Here is a 24,989-nt window from a genome sequence, read left to right on the forward strand (position 1 = left end):
TCAGAGTGAGGATGTGTTACTAGAAGTTTAGGTTTAAGTATGTCGATTCGCTTCTTATGTAACACCACATAACAAATCGAATACTTATACAACAGAATGAGCACATTCCAAGATTTAGGTCTTAATGACGACCTTTTACACGCAATTACCGATTTAGGTTTTACAAAACCAAGTGAAGTACAAAGCAAAGCAATTCCCATTTTATTAGAATCTGAAACCGATTTAGTGGCTTTGGCCCAAACTGGAACAGGAAAAACTGCTGCTTTTGGTTTCCCAATGCTTCACAAAATTAATGTGGATAGCAGAACAACACAAGGCTTAATTTTATCGCCAACCCGAGAACTTTGTTTGCAAATTACCAACGAAATGAAACTTTACGGTAAATATTGTAAAGGTTTGAACGTGGTGGCTGTTTACGGTGGTTCTAGCATTACAGACCAAGCGAGAGATATTAAAAAAGGTGCGCAAATTATTGTAGCGACTCCCGGTAGAATTAAAGATATGATCAGCAGAAAGTTGGTTGATATTTCTAAAATAGAATATGCTGTTTTAGATGAAGCTGACGAAATGTTAAACATGGGTTTTTATGAAGATATTACCGATATTTTATCAAACACGCCTGAAGAGAAATGCACTTGGTTATTTTCTGCAACCATGCCAAGAGAGGTTGCAACTATTGCTAAGAAATTCATGGAAAACCCACAGGAAATTACTGTTGGAAATAAAAATGAAAGCACCAGTCAGGTATCGCACGAATACTATTTAGTAAATTCTAGAGACCGTTACGATGCTTTAAAACGTTTGGCAGATGCGAATCCGGATATTTTTTCGGTAGTTTTCTGTAGAACTAAAAATGACACACAAAAAGTTGCCGAACGATTAATTGAAGATGGCTATAGTGCTGGCGCTTTACATGGCGATTTAAGCCAAAACCAACGTGATTTGGTAATGAAATCGTTTAGAAATAACCAAATACAAATGCTTGTGGCGACGGATGTTGCTGCGCGTGGTATTGATGTAGACGATATTACCCACGTAATAAACTACCAACTTCCTGATGAAATTGAAACCTACACACACCGTTCTGGTCGTACAGGTCGTGCCGGAAAAACAGGTGTTTCCATGGTTATTGTTTCAAAAAGTGAAGTACGTAAAATAAAAAGCATCGAGCGCATTATTAATAAAGCCTTCGAGAAAAAAGATATTCCAGATGGTTCTGAAATTTGTGAAGTGCAATTAATGTCACTTGCCAATAAAATTCACAATACAGAAATCAACCATGAAATTGATAAGCATTTAGCAAGCATTAATGAATTGTTTGAAGACACTTCAAAAGATGAATTAATCAAGAAATTCTTCTCGGTTGAATTTACACGTTTCTACAACTATTATCAAAAATCGAAAAACCTAAATATTTCGGATGCCGATATTCGCGATAGAGATGGCGGTCGTGATTTTGGTGGCAGCTCCGATTCTACGCGTTACTTTATAAATGTTGGTAGTAAAGATGGTTTCGATTGGATGCAGTTGAAAGACTTCCTTAAAGAAGTTTTAGAACTTGGTAGAGACGATGTTTTTAAAGTAGAAGTAAAAGACAGTTTCTCTTTCTTCAATACTGAAAATGAACTAAAAGATAAAATATTAGCGTTCTTTACTGATTACAAACACAACGGACGATTTGTTAATGTTGAAGTTTCTGAAAACCGCGGTGGCGGAGGAAGACGCAACGACCGACGTGGTGGTGGCGGAAGACGTGATGGTGGAAACCGAAGCGAAAGACGTGGCGGTAGCGAACGTCGTTCTAGTTCTAAAGGCGACAGACGTGGTGGCGATGAGTCAAGACCAAGACGCTCTGGTGGCGATTTCAAATCAAATGGTTCGGCACCAAACAGGACTGCAAGACGTTCAGGTGGCGACTCTAAACCAAGTGATTCTGGTATTACAAGACCAAGACGCTCTAGACGTTAGTTAAACCCTTTTGTTAATTTTAAGTCAAAATAAAACCTATAAATTTATTATTCATGTTTTGTTTAGTACTTTTATAACCATATTTTACCTTAACCTATGAGTTGCATGAAGAATTACCTACTCCTTTTTATATGTTTATTTATCTCGTCCATGGCTATGGCTCAAGAAATAAATAATGTTATGGGAGTTGTAGTAAATTCATCAAACGGCGAACCGCTAGAAAATGTAAATATTGTAAATCTGAATCAGGTTAAAGGAACGGCAACCAATAGCGAAGGAAGTTTTCAAATTGTTGCTAAAGCTAATGATACGCTACACTTATCCTATTTAGGGTTTAAATCTATAAAAGTACGTGTTACCAACGACTGGTTAAAATTTGGCAGTTCTAAAATTGAACTTACCGAATTGGCATTGGCGCTGGAAGAAGTGGTTGTAAATCAATTAAAATTAACGGGGTATTTAGAAGTAGACATCAAACAAGTGCCTACGATTAACAACAATTACCGTTATAGTATTTCTGGTTTGCCTAGCGGCTATGAAGCAGGAAAATCATCAACCATTACAAAAATTATTGGTTCTATATTCAATCCTGCCGATTTTCTGCATCGCATGTTTGGTAAAAACCCAAACGAAATGCGTAAGTTGAAAAAGATGAAGGAGGACGACGAAATCAGAAACCTTTTGGCTTCTCGTTTTGATAGGGAAATGCTTATGGCTTTACTGCAAGTAGACCGGGTTGATTTAGATGAAATTGTTAGACAATGCAATTACTCCAAAGGATTTATACAAACCGCTAACGATCTTCAAATACTAGATGCCATAAGCGAATGTTATGAGGAATACAAGGTATTAAACCGAAGTAGAGGAAATAAAATTTAAGTAAAAAGAGGAAGCGTTTGCTTCCTCTTTTTTTATTCTGCATAATACCTCGAAACAATATCATCATAACTCTTAATCGTTTTTTTTATCCAATCAAAACGTTTTTCAATAAGCTCAGTTTCCGTTAGTTTCCAGTCAATAGCAGTTTGTTTCAGTTTTGTGGTAACATGTTGTAAAATAATAGCAGCACTAACCGAAATATTCAAACTTTCGGTAAAACCAACCATCGGTATTTTTAAATAGCAATCGGCTTCTTTTAAAACCTCTTCCGATAGACCTTCAATTTCCCTCCCAAAGAAAAAACAAGATTTTTTGGTAACATCAAATGCGTGCAATTCGCAATCATTGGCATGTGGTGTTGTGGCAACTATTTGGTAACCATTTTTCCTTAAATGACTAATACAATCTTTGACTGTGTGAAAGCGGTTTATATCTACCCACTTTTGTGCACCCATGGCAATTTCCCTATCAATACGTTTGGAGTTGCGTTCTTCAACAATATTAACTTCCTGTATACCAAACACATCACAACTTCTTATTACCGCACTGGTGTTATGTAATTGATACACATCTTCAGTAGCAACCGTAAAATGTTTAGTGCGTTGCGCCAATACGTTTTCAAATTTCTCTTTGCGTGCTTCGGTTAAAAAAGTTTCTAAATGTTCTAGGAGTTTTAGGTCGGCCATAATTCTATTAAATTTCGAATTTAGTAAAAATGAGTGGATTCCCGCTTTCGCAGGAATGACAAATAATAACTATTTTTATACTATGAAAAAACACCTTGTTGTACTTACAGGCGCTGGCATGAGTGCCGAAAGCGGTATAAAAACCTTTCGTGATGCCGATGGCTTATGGGAAGGTCATGATGTTATGGAAGTTGCCACTCCCGAAGGTTTTGCTGCAAATCCTAAATTGGTATTGGATTTTTACAATCAACGCCGTAAACAATTATTTGAAGTTGAACCAAATTCCGCACATGTTGATTTGGCCAAACTTGAAAAAGATTTTACCGTTTCCATCATTACTCAAAATGTGGATGATTTACATGAGCGAGCAGGAAGCAGCAACGTAATTCATTTACATGGTGAATTGCTGAAATCGAGAAATATTGTAGACCCCTTTACTTTATTTGATTGTAAAACCGACATTCATTTGGGTGATACTTGCCCCAATGGACACCAATTACGACCCCATATCGTATGGTTTGGAGAAGACGTGCCTATGATTGAAAAAGCTATAGAAATTTGTGAAACTGCCGATGTTCTACTAATTATCGGTACCTCTATGCAAGTATATCCCGCAGCTGGTTTAAGACATTATGTTCCCGAAAATACGCCAACGTATTTTATAGACCCAAAACCAAGTATGGAGAGCAAATTTAATTTAACAGTTGTTGCAGAAAATGCAACCATTGGCATAAAAAAGATATTAAAATTATTAATAACACAATAAATAGCCTTTCCATTTTATTATCTATTTTAATTTACTAAAACACAATCAAATAACATAAACACTTCCAATATCTGCATTTAATCACTTAATTTTGAAATAGTATTTTAATATTTGGATTTATGTGGTTAAGAGTTGGTTGTGACTTATCATTTGAAATAGAAGTTCCTACGCCGTTTATTCTCATGTTGCGCCCTAGAAGTGGTGAACATCAGTGGGTAGCCCGCGATGAATTTAAAATAAAGCCAGATGTTCCGGTAGTAGAATTTACGGATGATTATGGCAATTTATGCCAAAGATTGGTGGCGCAACCAGGATACTTTTCTATACACACAACGGCCGATGTTAAAACATCTCAGTTTGTTGACACAGCATTTGATGCACCGTTTATAGACATCCAAAATTTACCACACAACCTCTTAAATTATTTATTACCAAGCCGTTATTGTGAGTCCGATAGATTTAATGATTTAGCCATGGAAATAACCGCTAACCAATTACCGGGTTACAACCAAGTAGCCGCCATTGAAATGTGGTTACGAAATACTATTAGTTACATTCCTGGGAGTAGCGACTACCCTATTTCTGCCATCGAGGTTAATCACAGACAATCTGGAGTGTGTAGAGATTTAGCGCATTTGGGAATTGCCTTATGTAGAAGTTTGAGTATTCCTGCCCGTATGGTGGTGGGCTATTTGCACCATTTAGAACCTATGGATATGCATGCATGGTTTGAAGCTTACGTTGGCGGACGTTGGTACACCTTTGATGCTACCCAACACGGACCCAAAGGTGGTTATGTAGCTATTGGCTACGGGCACGATGCTGCCGATGTAGCGGTATTTAACCAATTTGGACCTTCGGTTTACCCTATAAAACAAGTGGTTAGCGTGGAGTTGATTGAGGAGGATATTTAAAGACTTTATTGATTGATTTTTTATTCGTTAGACGTTCAGCAAATATGACTCCGTTTCAATAAATTATATTCGAAGCTTAAACGGAGGTAGTTGGTTTTTTCTATAAAATCAAGCTTAAAAACACACCTTCAGCATTGATACTTTACTAAAAGTTATTGAATCTACTTCAAATTCAAAAAAGTAAACAAACTAAACAAAACCAATATCACACTAAAAACAAACAAATTAATTAAATACACCAAAGCACTTTTTACAAAAGAAAGGAAAAATTTATCGCCATAAAAAAGACGGTGAGCAGGAAAAAAATAATAAAACATGAATAATATGCCTAATGTTTTCAAACTAAAATGGATCCAACCCAAAACAGGAGATATGCTTAATAATGGCTTTAATTTATCTATAAAAAAGAGTACCAATAACATGATAATCAGAAAAGAGAAATAGTGAAGCGTGAATATAGTATGATCAAAATAATAATACTTCTTTTTGTTATTAAAAAGCCATAAAATAAAAGCAAATATGGGCATGTAAATAAACAATACTTTTGGAAAATTGTAACTAAAAGACTCTGAAAACTTAGTGAATATTTCCTCTCCTGTGTGCTCCTCTTCTACAGTAAGCCATTTTTTAAGAAAGTAGTTTTTTACCGAGTTAACCTCAATGTTTTTTGCGCCACTTTTTTGCAAGGAGTCTAATTCATTAATATTTTCAAAACCTAAATTTATAATGCCTTTAGAATTAATCTTATTAGTTTCCTTAAGCAGTTTTTTTATAGTGTCATTGCTCTCTTGAGAAATCACACCTATTTTTGTTAATCCATCAATCCCTCTCGCGTCAATATGCAATGAATCTATTGAAGGAATACTGGTTTGTTTTGTGGATTTTTGGTTTGTGTTGGTTTTAATAACTTCGGTTTCATTTGGAAAAACCGAAATTATAAAAAAAGTAATGAAACTGATAAAAATATAAAGTCGGATGGGGTTTAGATAATATAAACGTTTGCCAGACATATAGGCTTTAGATAAAGCCGCTGGTTTGAATAGCAAACTGTAGATTGTTCTCCAAAGCGCACTATCGTAATGGGTGAAGTCTTTAAAAAAATGACTGAATATACGATAAAAACTTTGACGAGTTTCTGTGTTTTCTTGTCCACAATTTGGGCAAAAGCGCCCCTTGACAGAATAATTACAATTTAGGCAGGTTTCATCTTGTCGCAAAGGTTCTTTTCCCATGATTTAATATGATAATCTATTTACTTCTTTAATTAAACGTATTGCAAAAAATAATAATAAAATATATTTATGAAGCATTTTGAAACCCATTGGGTAATGGTCTGTATATATAATAATTCAACACTTCTTCAATGGCAATTTTTAAAGCATGGTTGATAGGTAAAATAGTGTTACCAAGGTAAAAATCAATCTGATTAAGTTGCATATAATAATCTGTAAAAATAGGCACATACAGTCCTTTGCCTATGGCTTCTTCAGTTTTTTTATAGTCAATGTTCTGGTTTTCCTTAATAATGGTACAAGTAGCCAATCTAAGTTTCCCATATTTATCGCTATTTGCGGCATTCCCGAATAAACGACATATAAGTCCGCGGTATTGGTAATTTCCACAGCGCCCATTGCCACTATTTAATAATGATAATGGTTGATATATATGACATATAGAACTTGAAGTGTTCTTTAATTTGATAAGTGTTTTTTCCGCTTCACCATTCAAAAAAAGATGGAAAGCCCATGGAAGAAATTCTAACGGAGATGCTTCAATATCTGGTTTTGTACAACATTTGCCACAACCAGCAACACAGTTTAAATTGGTTTGAGTTTGAAATTCAGAAATTTCAGCATCAAGACGTTCAAACAATTTTTCAATCTGCCTTACTTTAGATTCTATAGACATTCATTTTAAGCGAATGTAACCTAAATAAAGGGCAATAGTTCTATTTAAAAGAAATACTTTAAATATTTGATTTTCAAAAACTTATTTATTTATTTGTTTAAATCAAACTGTTTTAAATTTTAGATACGGATTTTCATGTATTAGTTTCGGCATAACCATTACTTAAACATACTAATCAAAATGAGCGTTAGAAAATAAGAAAAAATAGGTGCAACACTCCAAACAACAAAAAAACGTCTCACTATTTTGTTTTCAAAAGTGCTTTTTAAGCCCTTTTTACTAATGCTTAAAGCTATAAAAGCAGCGCCATTTAGTTGCACAAGCGAAGTTGGTATGCCTTTAGTAACCGAAGCAAAAATAAGGAGACTAGCGACTAATATGGCTATAACAGTAGCATAAAACGGGGTGACTTCTATTATTTCTTTCCCTGTTGTTTCGGTTACTTTATGTCCTAAAAGTGAACTTCCTATAGCAAAACAAGGTGCTACAATTAAAACCGATAAAATAATTATGGGCATAAAATTTTTAATACTGTCGGCCCCAATTTCATTTGCTGTTAATGATGCAATGGGTGCGGCAGCATTTGCTACATTATTGGCGCCAATTGAAAACGCTACATATAACGAGGATAAAATTAGAAGTGCTTTTAGCCATTTACCATTTTGATTTATTTCACCAAATTTGTATGTAATGATTTTGCTTTTCAAAACAGGAAACACCCACTTAGTAAGAAAAAACATTATTAAAAATGAAATGATTGGTAGCAAAATCCAAAAAGGAATAATTTCGAAAAACAGTTTATGAGTGTTTAACCCATCTAAAGCAGTGGCGGCGCCAGCAATAGCCAATACTGTTGATTGACTGGTAGATTGTGGAACACCTATTAAATTAGAAATCAATAACGACAAAGCCACTGATAATAATATTATAGACGTATTAACAGGCGTAAAAAACGAATGGTCTAAAAGGCCATCACCCAAAGTTAAAGATACCTGTTTGCCTGCAATTAAAGCACCTACCAATACCATAACACCAAATAAACCTGGTATAACACTACGTTTTATAACATTGGCACCATAGGCCGCTGAAAATGAAGGTGCGGTTCCGCTACCTCCCATGGTTACCGCCAAAAACATAGCTAAAAGAAATGGTATGGTTAAAACATTAAATAATTCAGACATGTGATTTATTCTTTTTAAGATTGATATTATGATGAAAAGTTAACCGAACAATGTTTCTATTATAGAAATCTACACCCGATGGTCTTTGCTGAAACCAGTTGATATAACCTAATTCAAATCCGAAATCTTCTGAAGGCAAATACTGAATACTGCCGCCATATCTATTTTGGTCAAACACATTGTTAGTAATTGAACTACCAACATTGATAAGGATTTCATCAAAGACTTTTACGGTTGCTTTTTTTACAGGATTATATTGCAACTCTAACTTGTAACGCATTCTAGTATTTGAAAATTCAAATGAACCATCGGGCTGTTCAAAAAACCTAAACTCCGCCCAATACCGGTGTTCTAAATTTAGTGAATTTGTTAAAATTTGCTTATTATAAATTTCTGCTTGAGGTCGTATTTCTGCAACATTATAGGTATCCGAGATATTGGGGTTATTAGGAAGCGATTGCTCTGAATAAGTTAATCCAACACCAGCAATCCAACCATTTCCTAAAGAACGCTCCAAATGTGTTTTTGAAAGCATTTGATGTTGCCGCCAAGGAAACCGATAAGTTCTTTCTTCAAACTCTTGACGTATTTGGTAAGCGTTATTAATCTTTAATTTAAGATTATACCTAACCCATAAAAGCTGTTGATTATCTACATTCTTTTGGGCATTCCCCCTAAAATGTATTAAAATAAGGAACAGAATTCCTAAACTGATATATTTGCCCTTTTGCATAAATTATGCATTTATTGTTTTGACAAATATATTTAATTCCTACTAAATATATAGACTTAATAGGGATTTATTTTTAATTCACATATTTCGTTAATTATCAAACGTTTATTTCTTCAAATCAATCTGTTTCAAGTTTTCAATACGGTTTCTAACTAAGAAATCATCAATGGTTTCAAAATGCTCGATAACGCGTTGGTCTTTAAACTCAAATACTTTTTGCGATAAACCTTGAAGAAAATCACGGTCATGCGAAACTAGAATCAAGGTACCATCAAAATTCTTTAAAGCTTCCTTTAAAACATCTTTCGATTTTAAATCCAAATGGTTTGTTGGCTCATCCAGAATCAACAAATTAACGGGTTCCAAAAGGAGCTTCACCATAGCCAATCGGGTTTTTTCACCACCAGAAAGCACACTTACTTTTTTATCAATATCATCGCCCTTAAACATAAAACCTCCTAAAATAGTTTTTATTTGGGTACGTATATCACCTTCTGCCACTTCGTCAACCGTTTGAAAAATAGTTAAATTCTCATCTAATAAGGATGCTTGATTTTGCGCAAAATAACCCACCTTCACGTTATGCCCCAATGCACATTTGCCTTCAAAATCTATTTCCCCTAAAATAGATTTAATCATGGTAGATTTTCCTTCACCATTTCTACCCACAAAGGATACTTTTTCCCCACGAGAAATAGACATGTTGGCATTTTTAAACACCACATGATCGCCATAAGATTTTGATAAATCTTTCACCGTTACAGGATAATCGCCCGAACGAGGTGCTGGTGGGAAACGTAATTTTAACGCCGACGTATCCACTTCATCTATTTCAATTATTTCCAGTTTTTCCAACATACGCTCGCGAGACGTTACTTGGTTGGTTTTGGAATAGGTTCCTTTAAAACGCTCGATAAACGCCACATTATCGGCAATAAATTTTTGTTGTTCTTGGTAGGCTTTTATTTGGTGTGCACGTCTATCTTCACGCAATTGTAAATAGTGTGAATAGTTTGCTTTATAATCGTAAATACGACCCATAGTCACTTCTATGGTACGATTGGTAATATTATCAATAAAGGCTTTATCATGCGAAATAACCATAACCGCTTTGGCTTTGTTCAATAAAAAATCTTCAAGCCAAATAACCGATTCGATATCAATATGGTTGGTAGGCTCATCCAATAAAATTAAGTTGGGTTTTTGTAATAAAATTTTAGCCAATTCAATACGCATACGGTAACCACCACTAAACTCGCTGGTTAATCGTGTAAAATCCTCGCGTTTAAAACCCAATCCGCCCAAGGCTTTTTCAACCTCGGCATCGTAGTTTACATCTTCAAGCGCATAATATTTTTCACCCAAATCGGATACCTTTTCAATAATATTCATGTATTCATCCGATTCGTAATCGGTTCTGGTTTCCAATTCCTTGTTTAAACGCGCCATTTCGTCGCGCATCACAAAAACATGTTCAAAAGCTTTAGAGGCTTCTTCAAAAACTGTACAGTTATCTTCAGTTAATAAATGTTGTGGCAAATAGGCAATAACCACATCTTTTGGAAAACGCACATGCCCGCGAGTTGCTTTTTGTTCACCGGCAATAATTTTCATCATGGTAGATTTTCCGGCACCATTTTTACCCATTAGGGCAATTTTATCATTTTCATTTATAGTGAAAGACACCTCACTAAATAAGGCACTTCCGCCAAATTCAACCGCTAAATTATCAACTGAAATCATAGTAAATTTTTAAAGTTGCAAATCTATAAAAAGAAGTTAGATTTTAGATGTTAGACCTAAGATTTTAAGCCCATAAAATAATGCCCATTATAAACTTACTATCTTTTGTCTTTTATCTGATATCTAGTATCTTAAAAAAGAGTATCTTCGCGCCTTATTTAGAAAAATCACCTTATGAAACGTATTAACGAGTACAAAAAATTGTTTAATGTTGAAAACGACATGACACTTAAACAACTAAAAACCACTTATAGAAATTTGGTAAAAGAGTGGCATCCTGATAAGTTTCAAGCTGGTGATGAAAAAGCTATTGAAGCCGAATTGATGAGTAGAAAAATTATTGATGGCTACCATTTTTTAGTAAGCATTGCCCCTGAAACCAAAGCAGCTAATTTAGAAGAGTACAACGAAACCATCAATAGCCCTATTATGGATTGGCAACACAAAGGTTTGGTTTTAGAAATTACTTTTTTAGATGGCAATACCTATGAATATTTTGGCGTAAACAAAGCGTTGTACATTAAACTTTGTCAGTCTGATAAATTAACGCGTTTTGCAAAACGTAATATTTTCAACGCGTTTACTTATAGAAAAATTAAGAAACAGGAAGTTGAAGCTTAATTAAAATTCTTACGCAACCTTTTCCCTTTTTACGCATCTAGGTAATAAAAACTAATCATGAAACAGAAACTGATTCTATTAATTTTTATTACCTCTTTTTTTGGCTTAAACTTAAGCTGTGATACAAACGATACTTCAAAAGCTAAAAGTATTGCAGAGTACAAATCAAGCTTAAACACTTGGAATTCATTGAAAGATATTAAAGGAAATTCTTATAAGTATACTATAAGTTCTAGATCTGTTTTTGGGTTTGGTAGCCATACCACGATAACAGTGATTAATGGCACTGTTACTACAAGAATATACGAAGCGTATTCTATTTATGATGAAAATAACAATTATGTAGGCTTTGAAAATAGAGTTGTTTTAGAATCTTACACTGAAAACAGCGAAACTTTAAACACTCATGATTCGGGAGCAAAACCTGTTGTAATTGATGCACTTTATGATACCTGCTTAAGCGACTATTTATCCGTAGATGCAGATTCAAATAGCATTACATTTATTGTTGATGATTCCAATATAATTAAGAACTGTTATTATATACCGAATGGCTGTCAAGATGATTGTGCATTTGGTATACAAATATCTAGTTTCGAATGGCTGAGTTTAGCAAGTAATTAATCTTTCCTATTCTTCTCTTCAATCCATTTACTCATGAACTTGGTGCTTTGCATGGTATGATGTTGTAGCATTTGCCCTGTGAAGTTGTTTAGGCGTTTGTTATGAAGTTGCTTCGCTGTTTCCTCTAAAACAAGAGCTAATTGTTGTTGCATTTCGACTTTGTTGAAACGTTTATTAATTATTTGAAATCCGTTTTGCTGCTTTTCATACCACAGATTTTTATGCTCATATAATTGAACTGCTTTGTTTGCAAAAACGCCTGGTTCATCTTCAATAAAACCATTAACATACAATCTCGAAATTTCAGGACCGAACATCCCTTCTGCTCCAATTGAAGTGGTTATACAAGGCGTTCCGTTTTGCATCGCATCAACTAATTTCCCTTTTAAACCGGCTCCAAAACGAATGGGTGCTAAACACACTTTGGCTTGTTGCATCACCTCATTAACATCATCAACAAAACCTTTTATTAAAAACCCTTCCTTTTGATTGTGAAGTTGATTTACTTTTTCTGAAGCATATGCACCGTAAATATGCAATTCCGCTTTAGGTAATTGCTTTCTCATCAATGGCCAAATGGTGTCTTTTAAATACAGAATCGCATTATAATTAGGCTCGTGTAAAAAGTTTCCGATGGTTATAAAATGTTGGCGGTCTTCAAATTTTGGGAGCTTTTGAATGCTTTCTTTTGAAATTCCGTCCAGCATAAATGGTAAATACACCAACAAATCATTAGGGACTTTAAATTGATTTTTAAGAATTTCCATTTCAACTTCAGAAATAATCAAACTTAAATCGCATCTATAAATACTGGCTATTTCGCGTTTAGCAACATCGTTGAACAAATACGACGTATCAAAAGCATTTCCATCTTTAAAAGCTTGATGCCTGCCCTTGCGTAGGCAATGCAAATCTTCGGTATCTAAAATACGTAAAGCATCAGGACATTGTTCCGCTACACGCCATCCAAATTGCTCTTCCATCATAAAACGGTCGAACATGACGATGTCCGGATTCAAATTCTTTACAAAACCATCAAAACTGGAATGATTTAAATGAATGGTAATTTGCGAAACACCAATACTTTCCAAATTAAAAGCATGGTCGCTTTTAGCGCACGGACTCGCAAATGTAATTTGATAATCTTTTGATTGAAAAAAATAAATCAATTGCATCATGCGGCTACCGGCAGCAGAACTTTTGGGTTCTGGCCACACAAAGCCTATGATTAATATTTCTTTCTTCATAAAAAATTAAAACATCAATATTAAAAAAACAAATTCCAAATACCAATCGCAATGTATTGGAATTTGGAATTTTAAATTTTGGAATTTATATTCTTACTCCGCTTTTGGCATTAAAGCATATTTTGCTCTAACTAATTTTGCCCAATCTACTACCGATTTTATTTGTGCATCAGTTAATTTAGCTTCACTATGCGTCCATGTATAAGATTCCAATGGCATTTCTTTCTCTTCTACCATTTCAATCAATTCTTCAAATTTATGGTCTTTACGTTTTACCGAATTACCTTCCCAATTTGAAACATTAAAATGTTTTTTTCCGTCTTTTACATGGCCAGCCAACCAATAATTTACTGGCGTTATGTTGTTGTACCAAGGGTATCTGGTTACATCGCTGTGGCAATCGTAACAGGTTTCCTTTAAAATAAGTTTTACATCTTCTGGAGGATTGGTTTCAGCTAAAAAAGCATCGATAGATGCTAAATCGCCTTCATTTTTTTCTGGTCCAAAAAATTGTGCAATAACTAATGCAATAAGCAGGAATAAGAAGATCTTTTTTACTATTTTCATATCGATTTTAATTAAAAGTTTAAAAATAGTAAATTTAAATATGAGTTTAGAAGAATTTTATGATGAATTAAATTTTGTAGATGCTTCGCGGGAAAACCGACAAAAATATGCCCAAATGGTTTTAGACGACATGAGCTTATTTCCGAAATTGATAGATGTTATGTTTCGGGTCAATGACAAAATATCGTGTCGTGCCGCTTGGGTTTTTGAGTTTGTTTGCGAGCACTATATTTATGCTATTGTACCGTATTTAGATACTTTTTGTACCAACATTAAAAAAGTGCATTTAGATTCTGCAGTGCGACCCATTGCCAAAGTTTGCAGTTTAATTGGGCAAGAATACGACTCTAAACAACCCAATACTTTGAAAAAAGTGTTGAACTCTAAACATATTGAATTGATAATCGAAGCTTGTTTTGATTGGTTGATTAGCGACCAAAAAATTGCAGCCAAAGCGCATGCCATGGACGCTTTGTTTCTTTTAGGAAAAAACCACTCTTGGGTACATCCGCAACTAGTCCAAATTTTGGAACAAGATTTCTCTACACAAAGTGCTGGCTATAAAGTGAGAGCTAAACGTATTTTGAAGAAGCTTAAACCAGTTGGCTATAGGCAAATGAAAAATAATTCTTGAATTTTTAGTTTTAAGTTTTCTTATTAAAATGTTCTATTTTTAAAATCTTAAAAATCATCAATCGTTAATCGTTAATCGTTAATCAATTTCATATCTTTGCAACTTCAAAAAAATCAAACAACACATGCCATTATCATCTTTAAATGCCATCTCACCAATTGATGGACGCTATAGAAGTAAAGTAAACGAATTAGCACCTTTTTTCTCGGAAGAAGCCCTAATAAAATACCGTGTTCTGGTAGAAATAGAATACTTTATTGCGCTTTGCGAAATTCCATTACCACAACTTAAGGATGTAAATACTGCGGTTTTTGATGATTTGAGAGCGATTTATAAAAACTTTAGCAGTGAGGATGCACTGGCTATAAAAAAGATTGAAAGCGTTACAAACCATGATGTTAAAGCAGTTGAATATTTTATAAAAGAAAAATTTGATGCTTTAGGTTTAGCACCGTTTAAAGAATTTATTCACTTTGGGTTAACGTCTCAAGACATTAATAATACGGCGATTCCTTTAAGCATTAAAGAAGCTATGAATGCTATTTATGTGCCGGAATATACGGTTGTTTTAAACAAACTGAAAGCTTTATCTAAAGACTGGGTAAGTATATCTATGTTGGCAAGAACGCACGGACAACCAGCTTCTCCTACCCGACTTGGAAAAGAAATTGAAGTATTTGTGGTAAGATTACAAGAACAATTTAATTTACTTAACGATATACCTAGCGCCGCTAAATTTGGTGGGGCTACAGGAAATTTTAACGCGCACCATGTAGCATACCCAAATATTGATTGGAAAGCTTTTGGAAGTAAATTTGTGCAAGAAAAATTAGGTTTGCACCACTCGTTCCCAACCACGCAAATTGAACATTACGACCATATGGCTGCTTTGTTTGATACTTTAAAACGTATTAACACAATCATCATTGATTTAAACCGTGATATTTGGACCTATGTATCTATGGATTATTTCAAACAAAAAATTAAAGCGGGTGAAGTTGGAAGTTCTGCGATGCCACATAAAGTTAACCCGATTGATTTTGAAAATAGTGAAGGCAATTTAGGTATTGCCAATGCTGTTTTTGAGCATTTATCGGCTAAACTTCCTATATCTAGATTGCAACGCGATTTAACCGATAGCACCGTTTTAAGAAATGTGGGCGTGCCTTTTGGACATACTTTAATTGGTTTTAAATCGACTTTAAAAGGATTGGACAAGTTACTTTTAAATGAAGCTAAGTTTGCTGAAGATTTAGAAAACAATTGGGCTGTGGTTGCTGAAGCGATTCAAACCATTTTACGTCGTGAAGCATATCCAAATCCATATGAAGCTTTAAAAGGTTTAACACGTACGAATGAAAAAATAAATAAAGATTCTATTTCTAATTTTATTGATACTTTAGAAGTATCTAACACAATAAAAGACGAATTAAAACGTATTACTCCTAGCAACTACACAGGAATTTAAATTATGCTAAACGACAGACAATCTTTAATACTTTGTGGCATTTTAGCTGTTGGTATTTTTGTGTCTGGTATTTTAGACCTTTTAGACAACTATATTGTAAAAACCGCTTTGACCATTATTTTTTTAGTGATTTTAACTAATGTTTATGTTGTGTATTCTAAACGGAAAAAAGAAGAACAAAACAATTTAAAATAAAAGTTGAATCAAGTCTTTCGGTTATCTTTTATCTTCCTATACAAAACACACGGTCGGTCGCTGTCAAGTCAGCGTAAATAATTTCCTTTTTGCCGTAAGGTGAATGGAACCTTTTATTTAAACCAATAATATTTTCTCTAATAAGGTTTAATATAATTTTATAGATTAGATGACTTAAAAACTTCACTCATTGTCATTCATTTTTGAAACTTCTAAACCACACTCTAAAAACTTAGCGTAATCATCCTCATCTGGTGTGTAACCTACAGGTGTATTTAGAATTTGTGTGCCATCAGAATTCAAAAGCACATAGTAAGGTTGCGAATTTGTTTGAAAAAACTGCGTTTGAAAATTAGCCCACTTGTGTCCATAGTTTTCGAGTTGTCTTGTTCCACCGTTAATACGATTTACCAAAATTTGTTCATCTTCTGGTAATTCTTTTTTATCATCAACATATAGTGAAATTAGCACGTAATCATTTCTAATTATATTATCAATGTTTTTTACAGACCAGACATGCTCTTCCATCTTTCTACAATTCACACATGCATAACCTGTAAAATCCAGCATAATAGGTTTGTTTACCTTTTTTGCATATTCAATACCTGTTTTCAAATCTTTAAAACATTCCAAATTATTTGGACAATCATTTGGATAAATAAAACTATAACCAACAGGTGGCGCCAAACCACTTAAAAGTGTTAGTGGTGTAAATGTTTTAGTTTCTTCGTTAACTCGAAAACCTGAAACTAAATATATAGCAAATGCTGTAACTAGTATCCCTCCAGCTATTCTTGAAAATGATAGTTTTTTTATAGGTGAATCGTGGGGGAACTTTATTTTTCCAAATAAATATAAAGCTAGTCCACCAAAAATAATAATCCAAATAATTAAAAAAGGTTCTATTTTTAATATGCCCCAATGTTGCACTAAATCGGCATTGGATAGAAATTTAAATGCTAGCGCCAATTCTAAAAATCCTAAAACTACCTTTGTGGTATTTAACCAACCACCCGATTTTGGTAACGCATTCATCATATTAGGAAACATAGCAAATAATGCAAACGGCAATCCTAACGATGCACCAAAACCTGCCATACCTGCTGTAAGCTGCCATGCGCCGCCATCAGCGGTCAAAGAACCTGCTAATAGAGAGCCTAAAATAGGCCCTGTACAAGAAAACGAAACAATGGCTAAGGTTAATGCCATAAAGAAAATACCAATCAAACCACCAGCATTTTCCGCTTGTGTGGTTTTGTTTGTCCAACTGGAAGGCAATGTTAATTCATAATATCCGAAGAACGAAAAGGCAAAGAATAAAAATATGGAAAAGAATATAACATTAAGCCACACATTGGTTGAGATTTCATTTAAAATATCAGGATTTACAGAATCTAACAAATGAAAAGGAATACTTAAAGCAATATAAACAGCAAAAATAAAAAAGCCATATAATAAAGCTTTTGATATACCAGAAGCTTTATTTTGACCACTTTTTTTTGTAAAAAAGCTAACTGTTAAAGGAATCATTGGGAAAACGCATGGTGTTAATAATGCGAGTAAACCTCCTAAAAAACCTAAGCCAAAAATACTCCACAACGATTTTCCTCCGTCTTCAGTACTTGAAGTTATAGCAATTTCACCCTCACAATTGCTTGATGATTTACTAATATCTTCTGGTGATAGGCCGTATAATAAATCGTTTACTTTTGTATTATCAACAGATGATGTTTTTCCAGAATCAATTGGTAACCCTGAATTGTTTTCTGACGGATTTAAGATAAACACCAAATCCATTTCACTTGGTGGTAAGCATCTAGTATCATCACAAACCATAAATTCCACAAAGGCATTTAAGGTGCTTTGTTCTCCTGAAATTTCAATTTTTTGCTCAAATATTGCTGTTTTTTCAAAGAATTTTATTTTCATTCCAAAAACAGGGTCGTTAACGATATGTCCTTCTTCTTCACTGGTATTGCCTAGCAATTTAAAACCTCCTTCACTATCATCATAAGTAAATGTTGTTGGAATAGGACCACCTTCTGGTACCATTTGCGAATACAAATGCCAACCCGAATCAATCTTTGCTTTAGAAATGAGTTTATATTCGGTATCTGATATTTTTTCTACAGATGTATACCATTTTACGGGCTCTAGAATTTGTGCCTGAGCTATACCAAAAGCTATAAGCACTAAAAAAAGGGTTATTCTCTTCATTACTTTTTTTGTTTCTTCAATTTTAAATATGGTTTTGTCTTCAACAAAACTCGATGTAAATTGGTTTTATATGCTGTATCATAAGACGTTAAAACAGTAGATTACCCCTCTGTTTTTTTAAATTTTATGATAAATTTATGATTTGGCTAAAATGAAATGTTAACGTACATGCTTTATTTTATCAGCAAAGTAAACGATTTTATGTGTTTAAACCATCAAACACGTCTAACAATCTTTCATCAGATGGGCTTGGTACCTTAGGGCTTATAATAATACCATCTGGTTCCAATAAAATAAATTTTAGGATGGCTTTTAATAATCCTCTGTAAGTCCAATTATTATTTTCCAATTACTAAAAACAATAGAACAGTTTTGCATAGACCTATTCTAGATAACCATTGACCAACTTATTTTCATCGCTTACGACTTTTAACCTGCTTTTAGCGGTGTCCCAATCGAAAATGGAAATTCTTTGCTTTAGAAAAAGTTCAGAACGTTTGCCTTTTACCTTAATTCTGGCATAAAGCGGGGCTTTCCTGTTTTTGGCACTTGCCAGTTTTAGCCAAAACAGGATATTGAAGGTGTTTGAACGAGTCATAATCTTTCATTCTTAAATTAAACATAAAAAACAAAAGTCAAATCAAGTCATTCGGCTATCTTTTTCATTGTTTTTTAATAATGGTAACCGAATAGGTCACTTTTTTTACCAAAACAAATTAAATCTGATCCTTTAAAATGCAAAAACTTGATAACCATTCGATTACCAAGTTTTTGACACTATCTGATATACTAAAAAGTCGGGGTGGCAGGATTCGAACCTGCGACCTCCTGCTCCCAAAGCAGGCGCGATAACCGGGCTACGCTACACCCCGAAAAATTGCGGAGAGACAGGGACTCGAACCCTGGCGACAGTTACCCGTCGACAGATTAGCAATCTGCTCCATTACCACTCTGGCACCTCTCCTAAACTTTTATTATGAACTTATGCAATAAAATTGCGGTTGCAAATGTAATCTATACTTAACAAGAACGCAACTATTTTTTTTATTTTTTTTTATTATTATTCTGGATATTCAATTCTTAAATGATAAATGTTTGCTAGCTTGTGCTTTAGCACTTTTTTTATAGATTGAATTTCCTTAAAAGTAATATTCGCATTTAAAAATTGACCTCCTTCAATTTGTTTATCTATAATATTTTCAACAAACACATCAATTTTTGTTGACGTAGGATCTTTTAAACTTTTAGAAGCTGCCTCCACACTATCGCACATCATTAAAATAGCGGTTTCTTTACTAAATGGTTTAGGGCCTGGGTAACTAAAATCTAACTTGTCCACATCTTCAAAATCCTTTTTCTCCTGCATATAAAAATAATACACCACACTTGTTCCATGGTGTGTTCTAATAAAATCTATAACTCTATCTGGTAAATTATATTTCTTAGCTATTTCAATACCATCAATAACATGCCCCGTAATTATTCTGGCACTTTCTTTAGATGATAATTCATCATGCGGATTGATTCCCGTAGATTGGTTTTCGGTAAAATAGGTTGGGTTTTTCATTTTACCAATATCATGGTACAAAGCTCCTACCCTAACCAACATAGCATTTGCCCCTATTTCGTTTGCCGATGCTTCAGCTAAATTTGCCACATTTAAAGAATGATGAAACGTACCCGGTGCTTTATTGGATAATTCCTTAAGAAGCCTTGAATTGGTGTCGGAAAGTTCTAAAAGAGACACATCGGACACCAATCCAAAAATCTTTTCATAAGCATAAATTAAAGGCTGCACAAATAATGTTGCAAGTCCACTTAAAACAAACCATATAAACATTTCCCACCGTATGCTTTCTACGCTTCCTTCATGTATAACAAAAAACGCAAAATAAGCGACGATGTAGATAAGTGTTATTTGCCCAACCGAAATAAACAAATTGGCACGTTTATACAATTCTGAAACTGTTAAAATAGTAACAATTCCCGCTATAATTTGAAGGAACATATACTCATAACTATTAGGTACAATAAAGCCTAACAACAATACCGTAATAACATGTGCAAACAACCCCAAACGAGCATCAAAAAAGGCTTTAAATATGAGTGGTAAAATACAGATTGGTACAACGTATATAAATTTTGAATCATAGTTAACAACCAACGTTGTAATAAATATCATTAAAAAGATATTGAAAAAAATAAAAGTGACTTTGGTGTTGTTTTCAAAAACCTCTTCTTTTCTATACTTTCTTAAGAATAAAAGCAACATTAACAAGGCTAGCGAAACCAGCAAGGTATAAGCAAACAAAATCCAATTATAATTAGATTTACTCCAAACTTGCGACTCGTATTCCGATTGTAAAGACTTTAAAATTTGATATTTATCGCCTTCAATAACTTCACCTTTTGATATAATTAAAGTTTCTTTTTCTACACTTCCTCTAGCGTAGACTATTTCATTTAAATCTTCTTGCAATGCTTTTTCTGTAAACGATTTGTCAAAGGTTAAATTTGGCGTGATCAATTCAAAAAACAAAGAAACAAAATCCGTTTTGTATGCTATTAAATTATGCTTTTGCAACACTTTGCTTATTACAGGTGTAACAGCATCCTGTTTTATTAAATCGGAAAAATAACCATCTTGCTTTTTTACACGCTCATCAAGTATAGCAATAGCTCTATTTTCGGCAAAATCATAACTCTCATTTAAAACCCCGAAAGCATAAAGTTCAGTTATAATTTCTTGTCCTACTTTAAATAAATTATTGAATGTCTTTTTTGAAATAGAATCTGAAAAAAACTTTTTAAATTCTTGGCTGTACTTCTCGTTTACGCTTTTTTCAACGGTATTGTCTATATCAAAATATAAAATGGAATTATCTATATGTGCTTGCTTTTCTTCAGCAATTTCGACATCCGATTTTTTTATGGCAAAATTAAAGGGTGCATATAAATTTTCAGATTGCCAAGGCTTTCCTTTTTCAAAATTGTACTTAAATTTTCCGCTTTTAGGAAATAAATACACAATTAAAAAAGTGGTACAAACAAACAACAACCCCTTGTAAATTAAGGAATGGTTTCTGTAAAGTTTATTTATAAAGTCTTCCATTTAAAAAGTTAAGGAAAACCAAAAGTAATAAAATTATAAGCCAATACCATTTTTTATAATATTTGAATCGCTCTTATTTCTGCCAAAAATTGATTAATTTCGCATACAACAAAATTAATAACGAATTAATGAGCAAAGAAGTAGTTATTGTTTCGGCAGCTAGAACGCCTATTGGCAGTTTTATGGGGGCGCTTTCATCGATTGCCGCACCTCAACTAGGAGCCATTGCAATAAAAGGTGCTTTAAGTAAAATTAACCTGAAGCCGGAACTGGTAGACGAAGTGCTGATGGGCAACGTAGTACAAGCAGGAACCGGACAAGCACCTGCAAGACAAGCCGCTATTTATGCTGGTATTCCAAATTCAGTGCCTTGTACAACTGTAAACAAAGTTTGTGCTTCTGGCATGAAAGCAGTTATACAAGCAGCACAAAGTATTGCTTTAGGCGATACCAATATTGTTGTTGCCGGTGGTATGGAAAACATGAGTTTAATTCCGCATTATTTATACGCCAGAACTGGAACAAAATTTGGACCAACTTCTTTAATTGACGGCATGCAAAAAGACGGTTTGGTAGATGCATACGACCAAAATGCCATGGGAGTTTGTGCCGATGCTTGCGCCACTAAATACAATTTTTCTCGTGAAGAGCAAGATGCCTATGCTATCCAATCGTACAAACGCTCTGCAGCGGCCTGGGAAGCTGGTAAGTTTAGCAATGAAGTTGTACCCGTTGAAGTACCTCAACGCCGTGGAGAACCCATTATAGTAAGCAAAGATGAAGAATTCACCAATGTTATTTTAGATAAAATTCCACAATTACGTCCTGCTTTCACAAAAGACGGTACCGTAACTGCTGCTAACGCTTCTACCATAAACGATGGTGCTGGGGCAATAGTTTTAATGAGCAAAGAAAAAGCCTTAGAGCTCGGTTTAAAACCGCTTGCCACTATTAAAAGTTATGCCGATGCTGCACACGAACCTGAATGGTTTACCACAGCTCCTGCAAAAGCACTACCTAAAGCTTTGCATAAAGCAGATATTAAAATAGATGATGTTGATTTTTTTGAATTTAATGAAGCTTTTTCGGTAGTTGGATTAGCTAATATGAAAATTCTTGGGCTTAACGATTCTAATGTGAACGTAAATGGCGGTGCCGTTTCCCTAGGTCATCCTCTTGGGTGTTCGGGTGTTAGAATCATCATCACACTATTAAATGTGTTACAACAAAACAATGCTAAAATTGGGGCTGCAGCAATTTGTAATGGTGGTGGTGGCGCTTCTGCAATTATTATAGAACGCTAAAACATTGATTATTTTTATTGAATATTTATAATTTGAATATGGTTTATTACTCTAATTTTTTTGTTAAGGATATAAAGTTTAATGTGTTATTGCATTTCAATATATAATTTTCAATAATTAATAGTTTATAATTATATATGCAGTACGGAATTTGTAATTTAAGCATTGTTCCCTTAAGATTAGATGCTTCCGATAAAAGTGAATTGGTTTCGCAAATATTATATGGCGAAATTTTTAAAATCTTGGAACAGCGAAAAAACTGGAGCAAAATAAGACTCGCTTTTGATAAGTACGAAGGCTGGATAGACAATAAACAGTTTTTTGAAATTACCGAAGCACAATACCAAAACCTACATAAAAAAACACCTAAACTATCTATAGATTTAGTAGAATTTATAGAAGATATAGACCAACAATTGCACCCTATTTTATTAGGTTCCTCACTTAATGGTTTATCCATTTTAAACCACAACCACGATGGCAATGCCGTAGAAGGAACCAACCCAAAAGAAAACCTTATTAAAACTGCCTTTTTATATTTAAACTCTCCTTATTTATGGGGAGGAAAAACTCCTTTTGGCATTGATTGTTCTGGGTTTACCCAAATGGTTTACAAACTTAATGGCTATAGATTATTACGAGACGCATCGCAACAGGCTACCCAAGGTGAAGCTTTAAGTTTTATTGAGGAAAGTGAACCAGGGGATTTAGCATTTTTTGATAATAACGAAGGTATTATTACCCACGTTGGTATTATTATGAGCGATAACTATATTATTCATGCACATGGAAAAGTTAGAATTGACAGACTGGACCATTCGGGCATTTATAATGTAGACAAAAAAATACACACCCATAAATTACGGGTTATTAAAAAAGTGATTTAAAAAATTTAAAGTTTAAGGTTGACCCTGATCTTAAAAACAAAAAAAGCCGCAATTTGCGGCTTTTTTTGTTGGTGCTTTTATTTTATTCTAAAGTCGCAACTTTTTCTTTCATTTCATTGTGTTTAGCTGTTTCACCTAATATGCTGTAAATATTCATTAGGGTTTTAGCTGCACTTAAATTTTTAGAATCAATCTCTAATACTTTTGTTAAATAAGGAACAGCTTTTTTGTATAAATTTTGACGCTGATCTCTTAACTCATCATAGCGTAAATCGTCTTTTTTAGAACTTCCTAAACCATTCATTTCTTTAATAATACCTTCTTCTTTTGATAAAATTAAAGCTGCTAAATTTATATAAGCGTTGGTGTATTGCGGATTTAATTCAATAGTTTTTTCATAATACTTTTGGGCTTCTTCTGGTTGTCCAGACTCTCCTGCAACAACCCCTAAATTGTATTGTAATTCAGGGTTATTTGGCTCCATTTGAGTTGCTTTTTCCAACAAAGCTTTAAATTCAGCTGTGTTACCCAATTTAAAATGAATATTGGCTTCAGATAAAATTAGATTCACATCATCAGGACTTGCTGCTCTTGCATCCTTCATAGCTGCAATAGCTTTTTGATCATCTCCTTGGCTAACATATATAAGCGCTATATTCTTTACAATTTCTGGCTTTTTAGACTCCGTTTTTCGCTCTCCAGGATTGCTATGGCTTTTTGCTTTAACGTAAAGGTCGCGGGTGTTTTTGTCTAAAATATCTTCTTCTCCTGTTTCTACATTAGTTGCAAAATACTGTTTTTCTATACCTGTATATCCTAAGTTTTTAAGTTCTTCATACAAACCCAAAGCTCTATCATATTCTTGAACGTTCACAGCCGTAGCTGCTGCATAATATAAAAACAACGTGTCTTTTGTACTTAATCTATAGGCTTTTTCAAAATATTTAGATGCTGTTGAAAAATCTTTACCTTCATAAGATTTGTTTCCTTTTGTTAAAATACCATTAACCATGGTTTGCTTTAACTCAGAAACCTCTGAAGTATATCCTTCCTTTACATTATCTAAACTTTTTAAAGCAGCATCAATATCTCCTATAGAACCTGCACCATTTGCATATAATGCTTCTGCATTTAAATAATAATATTGCGATTTAAGTTTGTCGTCCATTGAAGACATTAAAGCTTCTGCCTGCTTTAAAGCTGCTTTAGCTTCTGCATAGTTATTCCCTTTTATAGCTTTTTCTACTGCTTTCAGCTCTTTTTTTTGCGCAAATGAAAATGCACTAACTGAAAACGCTAAGGCTATGATAATCTGTTTTTTCATTGTATTAATAT

General features: G+C 33.9%; 24 protein-coding genes and 2 tRNA genes. 11 read left to right on the forward strand and 15 right to left on the reverse strand.

Features of this window, described 5'->3' with window-relative positions; all coding sequences use genetic code 11:
• Positions 1 to 96: 96 nt before the first annotated feature.
• Positions 97 to 1,968 (forward strand): DEAD/DEAH box helicase, encoded by a 1,872-nt coding sequence (locus tag ACGK9U_RS05835; protein ID WP_394465429.1) that lies wholly within the window; start codon positions 97 to 99, stop codon positions 1,966 to 1,968.
• A 105-nt stretch (positions 1,969 to 2,073) separates the two neighbouring features.
• Positions 2,074 to 2,847: a carboxypeptidase-like regulatory domain-containing protein gene (locus tag ACGK9U_RS05840; RefSeq protein ID WP_394465430.1), complete on the forward strand. Its 774-nt coding sequence runs from the start codon at positions 2,074 to 2,076 to the stop codon at positions 2,845 to 2,847.
• Between the two features lie 32 nt (positions 2,848 to 2,879).
• Here ACGK9U_RS05840 and ACGK9U_RS05845 read toward each other — a convergent pair whose 3' ends face one another.
• Entirely contained in the window at positions 2,880 to 3,533 is a 654-nt protein-coding gene (locus ACGK9U_RS05845) for a TrmH family RNA methyltransferase (RefSeq protein ID WP_394465431.1), read from the reverse strand.
• Between the two features lie 82 nt (positions 3,534 to 3,615).
• Between ACGK9U_RS05845 and ACGK9U_RS05850 the strand changes: the two genes are divergently transcribed.
• Together ACGK9U_RS05850 and ACGK9U_RS05855 are read left to right on the forward strand one after the other, a co-directional pair.
• On the forward strand, positions 3,616 to 4,299 hold the full coding sequence (locus ACGK9U_RS05850) for an NAD-dependent deacetylase (RefSeq protein WP_394465432.1): 684 nt from the start codon (positions 3,616 to 3,618) through the stop codon (positions 4,297 to 4,299).
• Between the two features lie 119 nt (positions 4,300 to 4,418).
• Positions 4,419 to 5,213, forward strand: a complete 795-nt coding sequence (locus ACGK9U_RS05855; protein WP_394465433.1) for a transglutaminase family protein — start codon at positions 4,419 to 4,421, stop codon at positions 5,211 to 5,213.
• Between the two features lie 161 nt (positions 5,214 to 5,374).
• Here the strand turns inward: ACGK9U_RS05855 and ACGK9U_RS05860 are convergent, their stop codons facing one another.
• The 5 genes from ACGK9U_RS05860 to ACGK9U_RS05880 form a co-directional block, all read right to left on the reverse strand.
• Positions 5,375 to 6,445, reverse strand: a complete 1,071-nt coding sequence (locus ACGK9U_RS05860; protein ID WP_394465434.1) for a DUF3667 domain-containing protein — start codon at positions 6,443 to 6,445, stop codon at positions 5,375 to 5,377.
• Positions 6,446 to 6,512: 67 nt separating this feature from the next.
• Entirely contained in the window at positions 6,513 to 7,121 is a 609-nt protein-coding gene (locus ACGK9U_RS05865) for a YkgJ family cysteine cluster protein (protein WP_394465435.1), read from the reverse strand.
• Positions 7,122 to 7,279: 158 nt separating this feature from the next.
• Positions 7,280 to 8,302: an inorganic phosphate transporter gene (locus tag ACGK9U_RS05870; RefSeq protein ID WP_394465436.1), complete on the reverse strand. Its 1,023-nt coding sequence runs from the start codon at positions 8,300 to 8,302 to the stop codon at positions 7,280 to 7,282.
• Positions 8,295 to 9,035 (reverse strand): DUF2490 domain-containing protein, encoded by a 741-nt coding sequence (locus ACGK9U_RS05875; RefSeq protein ID WP_394465437.1) that lies wholly within the window; start codon positions 9,033 to 9,035, stop codon positions 8,295 to 8,297. The genes ACGK9U_RS05870 and ACGK9U_RS05875 overlap by 8 nt, the downstream gene beginning before the upstream one ends.
• Before the next feature lie 105 nt (positions 9,036 to 9,140).
• Complete coding sequence (locus tag ACGK9U_RS05880; protein ID WP_394465438.1) at positions 9,141 to 10,778, reverse strand: ABC-F family ATP-binding cassette domain-containing protein; 1,638 nt, start codon at positions 10,776 to 10,778, stop codon at positions 9,141 to 9,143.
• Between the two features lie 174 nt (positions 10,779 to 10,952).
• Between ACGK9U_RS05880 and ACGK9U_RS05885 the strand changes: the two genes are divergently transcribed.
• Together ACGK9U_RS05885 and ACGK9U_RS05890 are read left to right on the forward strand one after the other, a co-directional pair.
• Positions 10,953 to 11,399, forward strand: coding sequence for a KTSC domain-containing protein (locus ACGK9U_RS05885; RefSeq protein WP_394465439.1), 447 nt, complete (start codon positions 10,953 to 10,955; stop codon positions 11,397 to 11,399).
• A 57-nt stretch (positions 11,400 to 11,456) separates the two neighbouring features.
• On the forward strand, positions 11,457 to 12,023 hold the full coding sequence (locus ACGK9U_RS05890; protein WP_394465440.1) for a hypothetical protein: 567 nt from the start codon (positions 11,457 to 11,459) through the stop codon (positions 12,021 to 12,023).
• Here the strand turns inward: ACGK9U_RS05890 and ACGK9U_RS05895 are convergent.
• Both ACGK9U_RS05895 and ACGK9U_RS05900 read right to left on the reverse strand, forming a co-directional pair.
• A complete protein-coding gene (locus ACGK9U_RS05895) occupies positions 12,020 to 13,270 on the reverse strand; it encodes a glycosyltransferase (protein ID WP_394465441.1) in 1,251 nt (416 codons plus the stop codon). The genes ACGK9U_RS05890 and ACGK9U_RS05895 overlap by 4 nt on opposite strands.
• A gap of 93 nt (positions 13,271 to 13,363) precedes the next feature.
• On the reverse strand, positions 13,364 to 13,837 hold the full coding sequence (locus ACGK9U_RS05900) for a heme-binding domain-containing protein (protein WP_394465442.1): 474 nt from the start codon (positions 13,835 to 13,837) through the stop codon (positions 13,364 to 13,366).
• A gap of 40 nt (positions 13,838 to 13,877) precedes the next feature.
• Between ACGK9U_RS05900 and ACGK9U_RS05905 the strand changes: the two genes are divergently transcribed.
• From ACGK9U_RS05905 to ACGK9U_RS05915, 3 genes are all read left to right on the forward strand, one after another.
• Positions 13,878 to 14,471 (forward strand): adenylosuccinate lyase, encoded by a 594-nt coding sequence (locus tag ACGK9U_RS05905; protein ID WP_394465443.1) that lies wholly within the window; start codon positions 13,878 to 13,880, stop codon positions 14,469 to 14,471.
• Between the two features lie 124 nt (positions 14,472 to 14,595).
• Complete coding sequence (gene purB / locus ACGK9U_RS05910) at positions 14,596 to 15,939, forward strand: adenylosuccinate lyase (RefSeq protein ID WP_394465444.1); 1,344 nt, start codon at positions 14,596 to 14,598, stop codon at positions 15,937 to 15,939.
• A 3-nt stretch (positions 15,940 to 15,942) separates the two neighbouring features.
• The gene (locus tag ACGK9U_RS05915) at positions 15,943 to 16,134 is read left to right on the forward strand and encodes a hypothetical protein (protein ID WP_394465445.1); all 192 of its coding nucleotides are present in this window, start codon (positions 15,943 to 15,945) and stop codon (positions 16,132 to 16,134) included.
• Positions 16,135 to 16,317: 183 nt separating this feature from the next.
• Here the strand turns inward: ACGK9U_RS05915 and ACGK9U_RS05920 are convergent, their stop codons facing one another.
• The 6 genes from ACGK9U_RS05920 to ACGK9U_RS05945 form a co-directional block, all read right to left on the reverse strand.
• Entirely contained in the window at positions 16,318 to 18,351 is a 2,034-nt protein-coding gene (locus ACGK9U_RS05920; RefSeq protein WP_394465446.1) for a protein-disulfide reductase DsbD family protein, read from the reverse strand.
• A 199-nt stretch (positions 18,352 to 18,550) separates the two neighbouring features.
• On the reverse strand, positions 18,551 to 18,700 hold the full coding sequence (locus ACGK9U_RS05925) for a hypothetical protein (RefSeq protein ID WP_394465447.1): 150 nt from the start codon (positions 18,698 to 18,700) through the stop codon (positions 18,551 to 18,553).
• Positions 18,701 to 18,733: 33 nt separating this feature from the next.
• Entirely contained in the window at positions 18,734 to 18,949 is a 216-nt protein-coding gene (locus ACGK9U_RS05930; protein ID WP_394465448.1) for an Arm DNA-binding domain-containing protein, read from the reverse strand.
• Between the two features lie 199 nt (positions 18,950 to 19,148).
• Positions 19,149 to 19,223: transfer RNA gene (locus ACGK9U_RS05935), tRNA-Pro, on the reverse strand.
• An 8-nt stretch (positions 19,224 to 19,231) separates the two neighbouring features.
• Positions 19,232 to 19,315 (reverse strand) — tRNA-Ser (locus ACGK9U_RS05940).
• A gap of 96 nt (positions 19,316 to 19,411) precedes the next feature.
• The gene (locus tag ACGK9U_RS05945; RefSeq protein WP_394465449.1) at positions 19,412 to 21,463 is read right to left on the reverse strand and encodes an HD family phosphohydrolase; all 2,052 of its coding nucleotides are present in this window, start codon (positions 21,461 to 21,463) and stop codon (positions 19,412 to 19,414) included.
• A 128-nt stretch (positions 21,464 to 21,591) separates the two neighbouring features.
• Between ACGK9U_RS05945 and ACGK9U_RS05950 the strand changes: the two genes are divergently transcribed.
• Entirely contained in the window at positions 21,592 to 22,767 is a 1,176-nt protein-coding gene (locus tag ACGK9U_RS05950; RefSeq protein WP_394465450.1) for an acetyl-CoA C-acyltransferase, read from the forward strand.
• A gap of 137 nt (positions 22,768 to 22,904) precedes the next feature.
• Positions 22,905 to 23,654 carry an NlpC/P60 family protein gene (locus ACGK9U_RS05955; RefSeq protein WP_394465451.1) on the forward strand — a complete coding sequence of 250 codons (750 nt, stop codon included), beginning with the start codon at positions 22,905 to 22,907 and terminating at the stop codon, positions 23,652 to 23,654.
• Between the two features lie 82 nt (positions 23,655 to 23,736).
• Here ACGK9U_RS05955 and ACGK9U_RS05960 read toward each other — a convergent pair whose 3' ends face one another.
• Positions 23,737 to 24,978 (reverse strand): tetratricopeptide repeat protein, encoded by a 1,242-nt coding sequence (locus tag ACGK9U_RS05960; RefSeq protein ID WP_394465452.1) that lies wholly within the window; start codon positions 24,976 to 24,978, stop codon positions 23,737 to 23,739.
• Positions 24,979 to 24,989: the final 11 nt, after the last annotated feature.

It is taken from the genome of Mariniflexile sp. HNIBRBA6329, assembly GCF_043558645.1.
In the GTDB taxonomy this organism is placed as follows: Bacteria; Bacteroidota; Bacteroidia; order Flavobacteriales; family Flavobacteriaceae; genus Mariniflexile.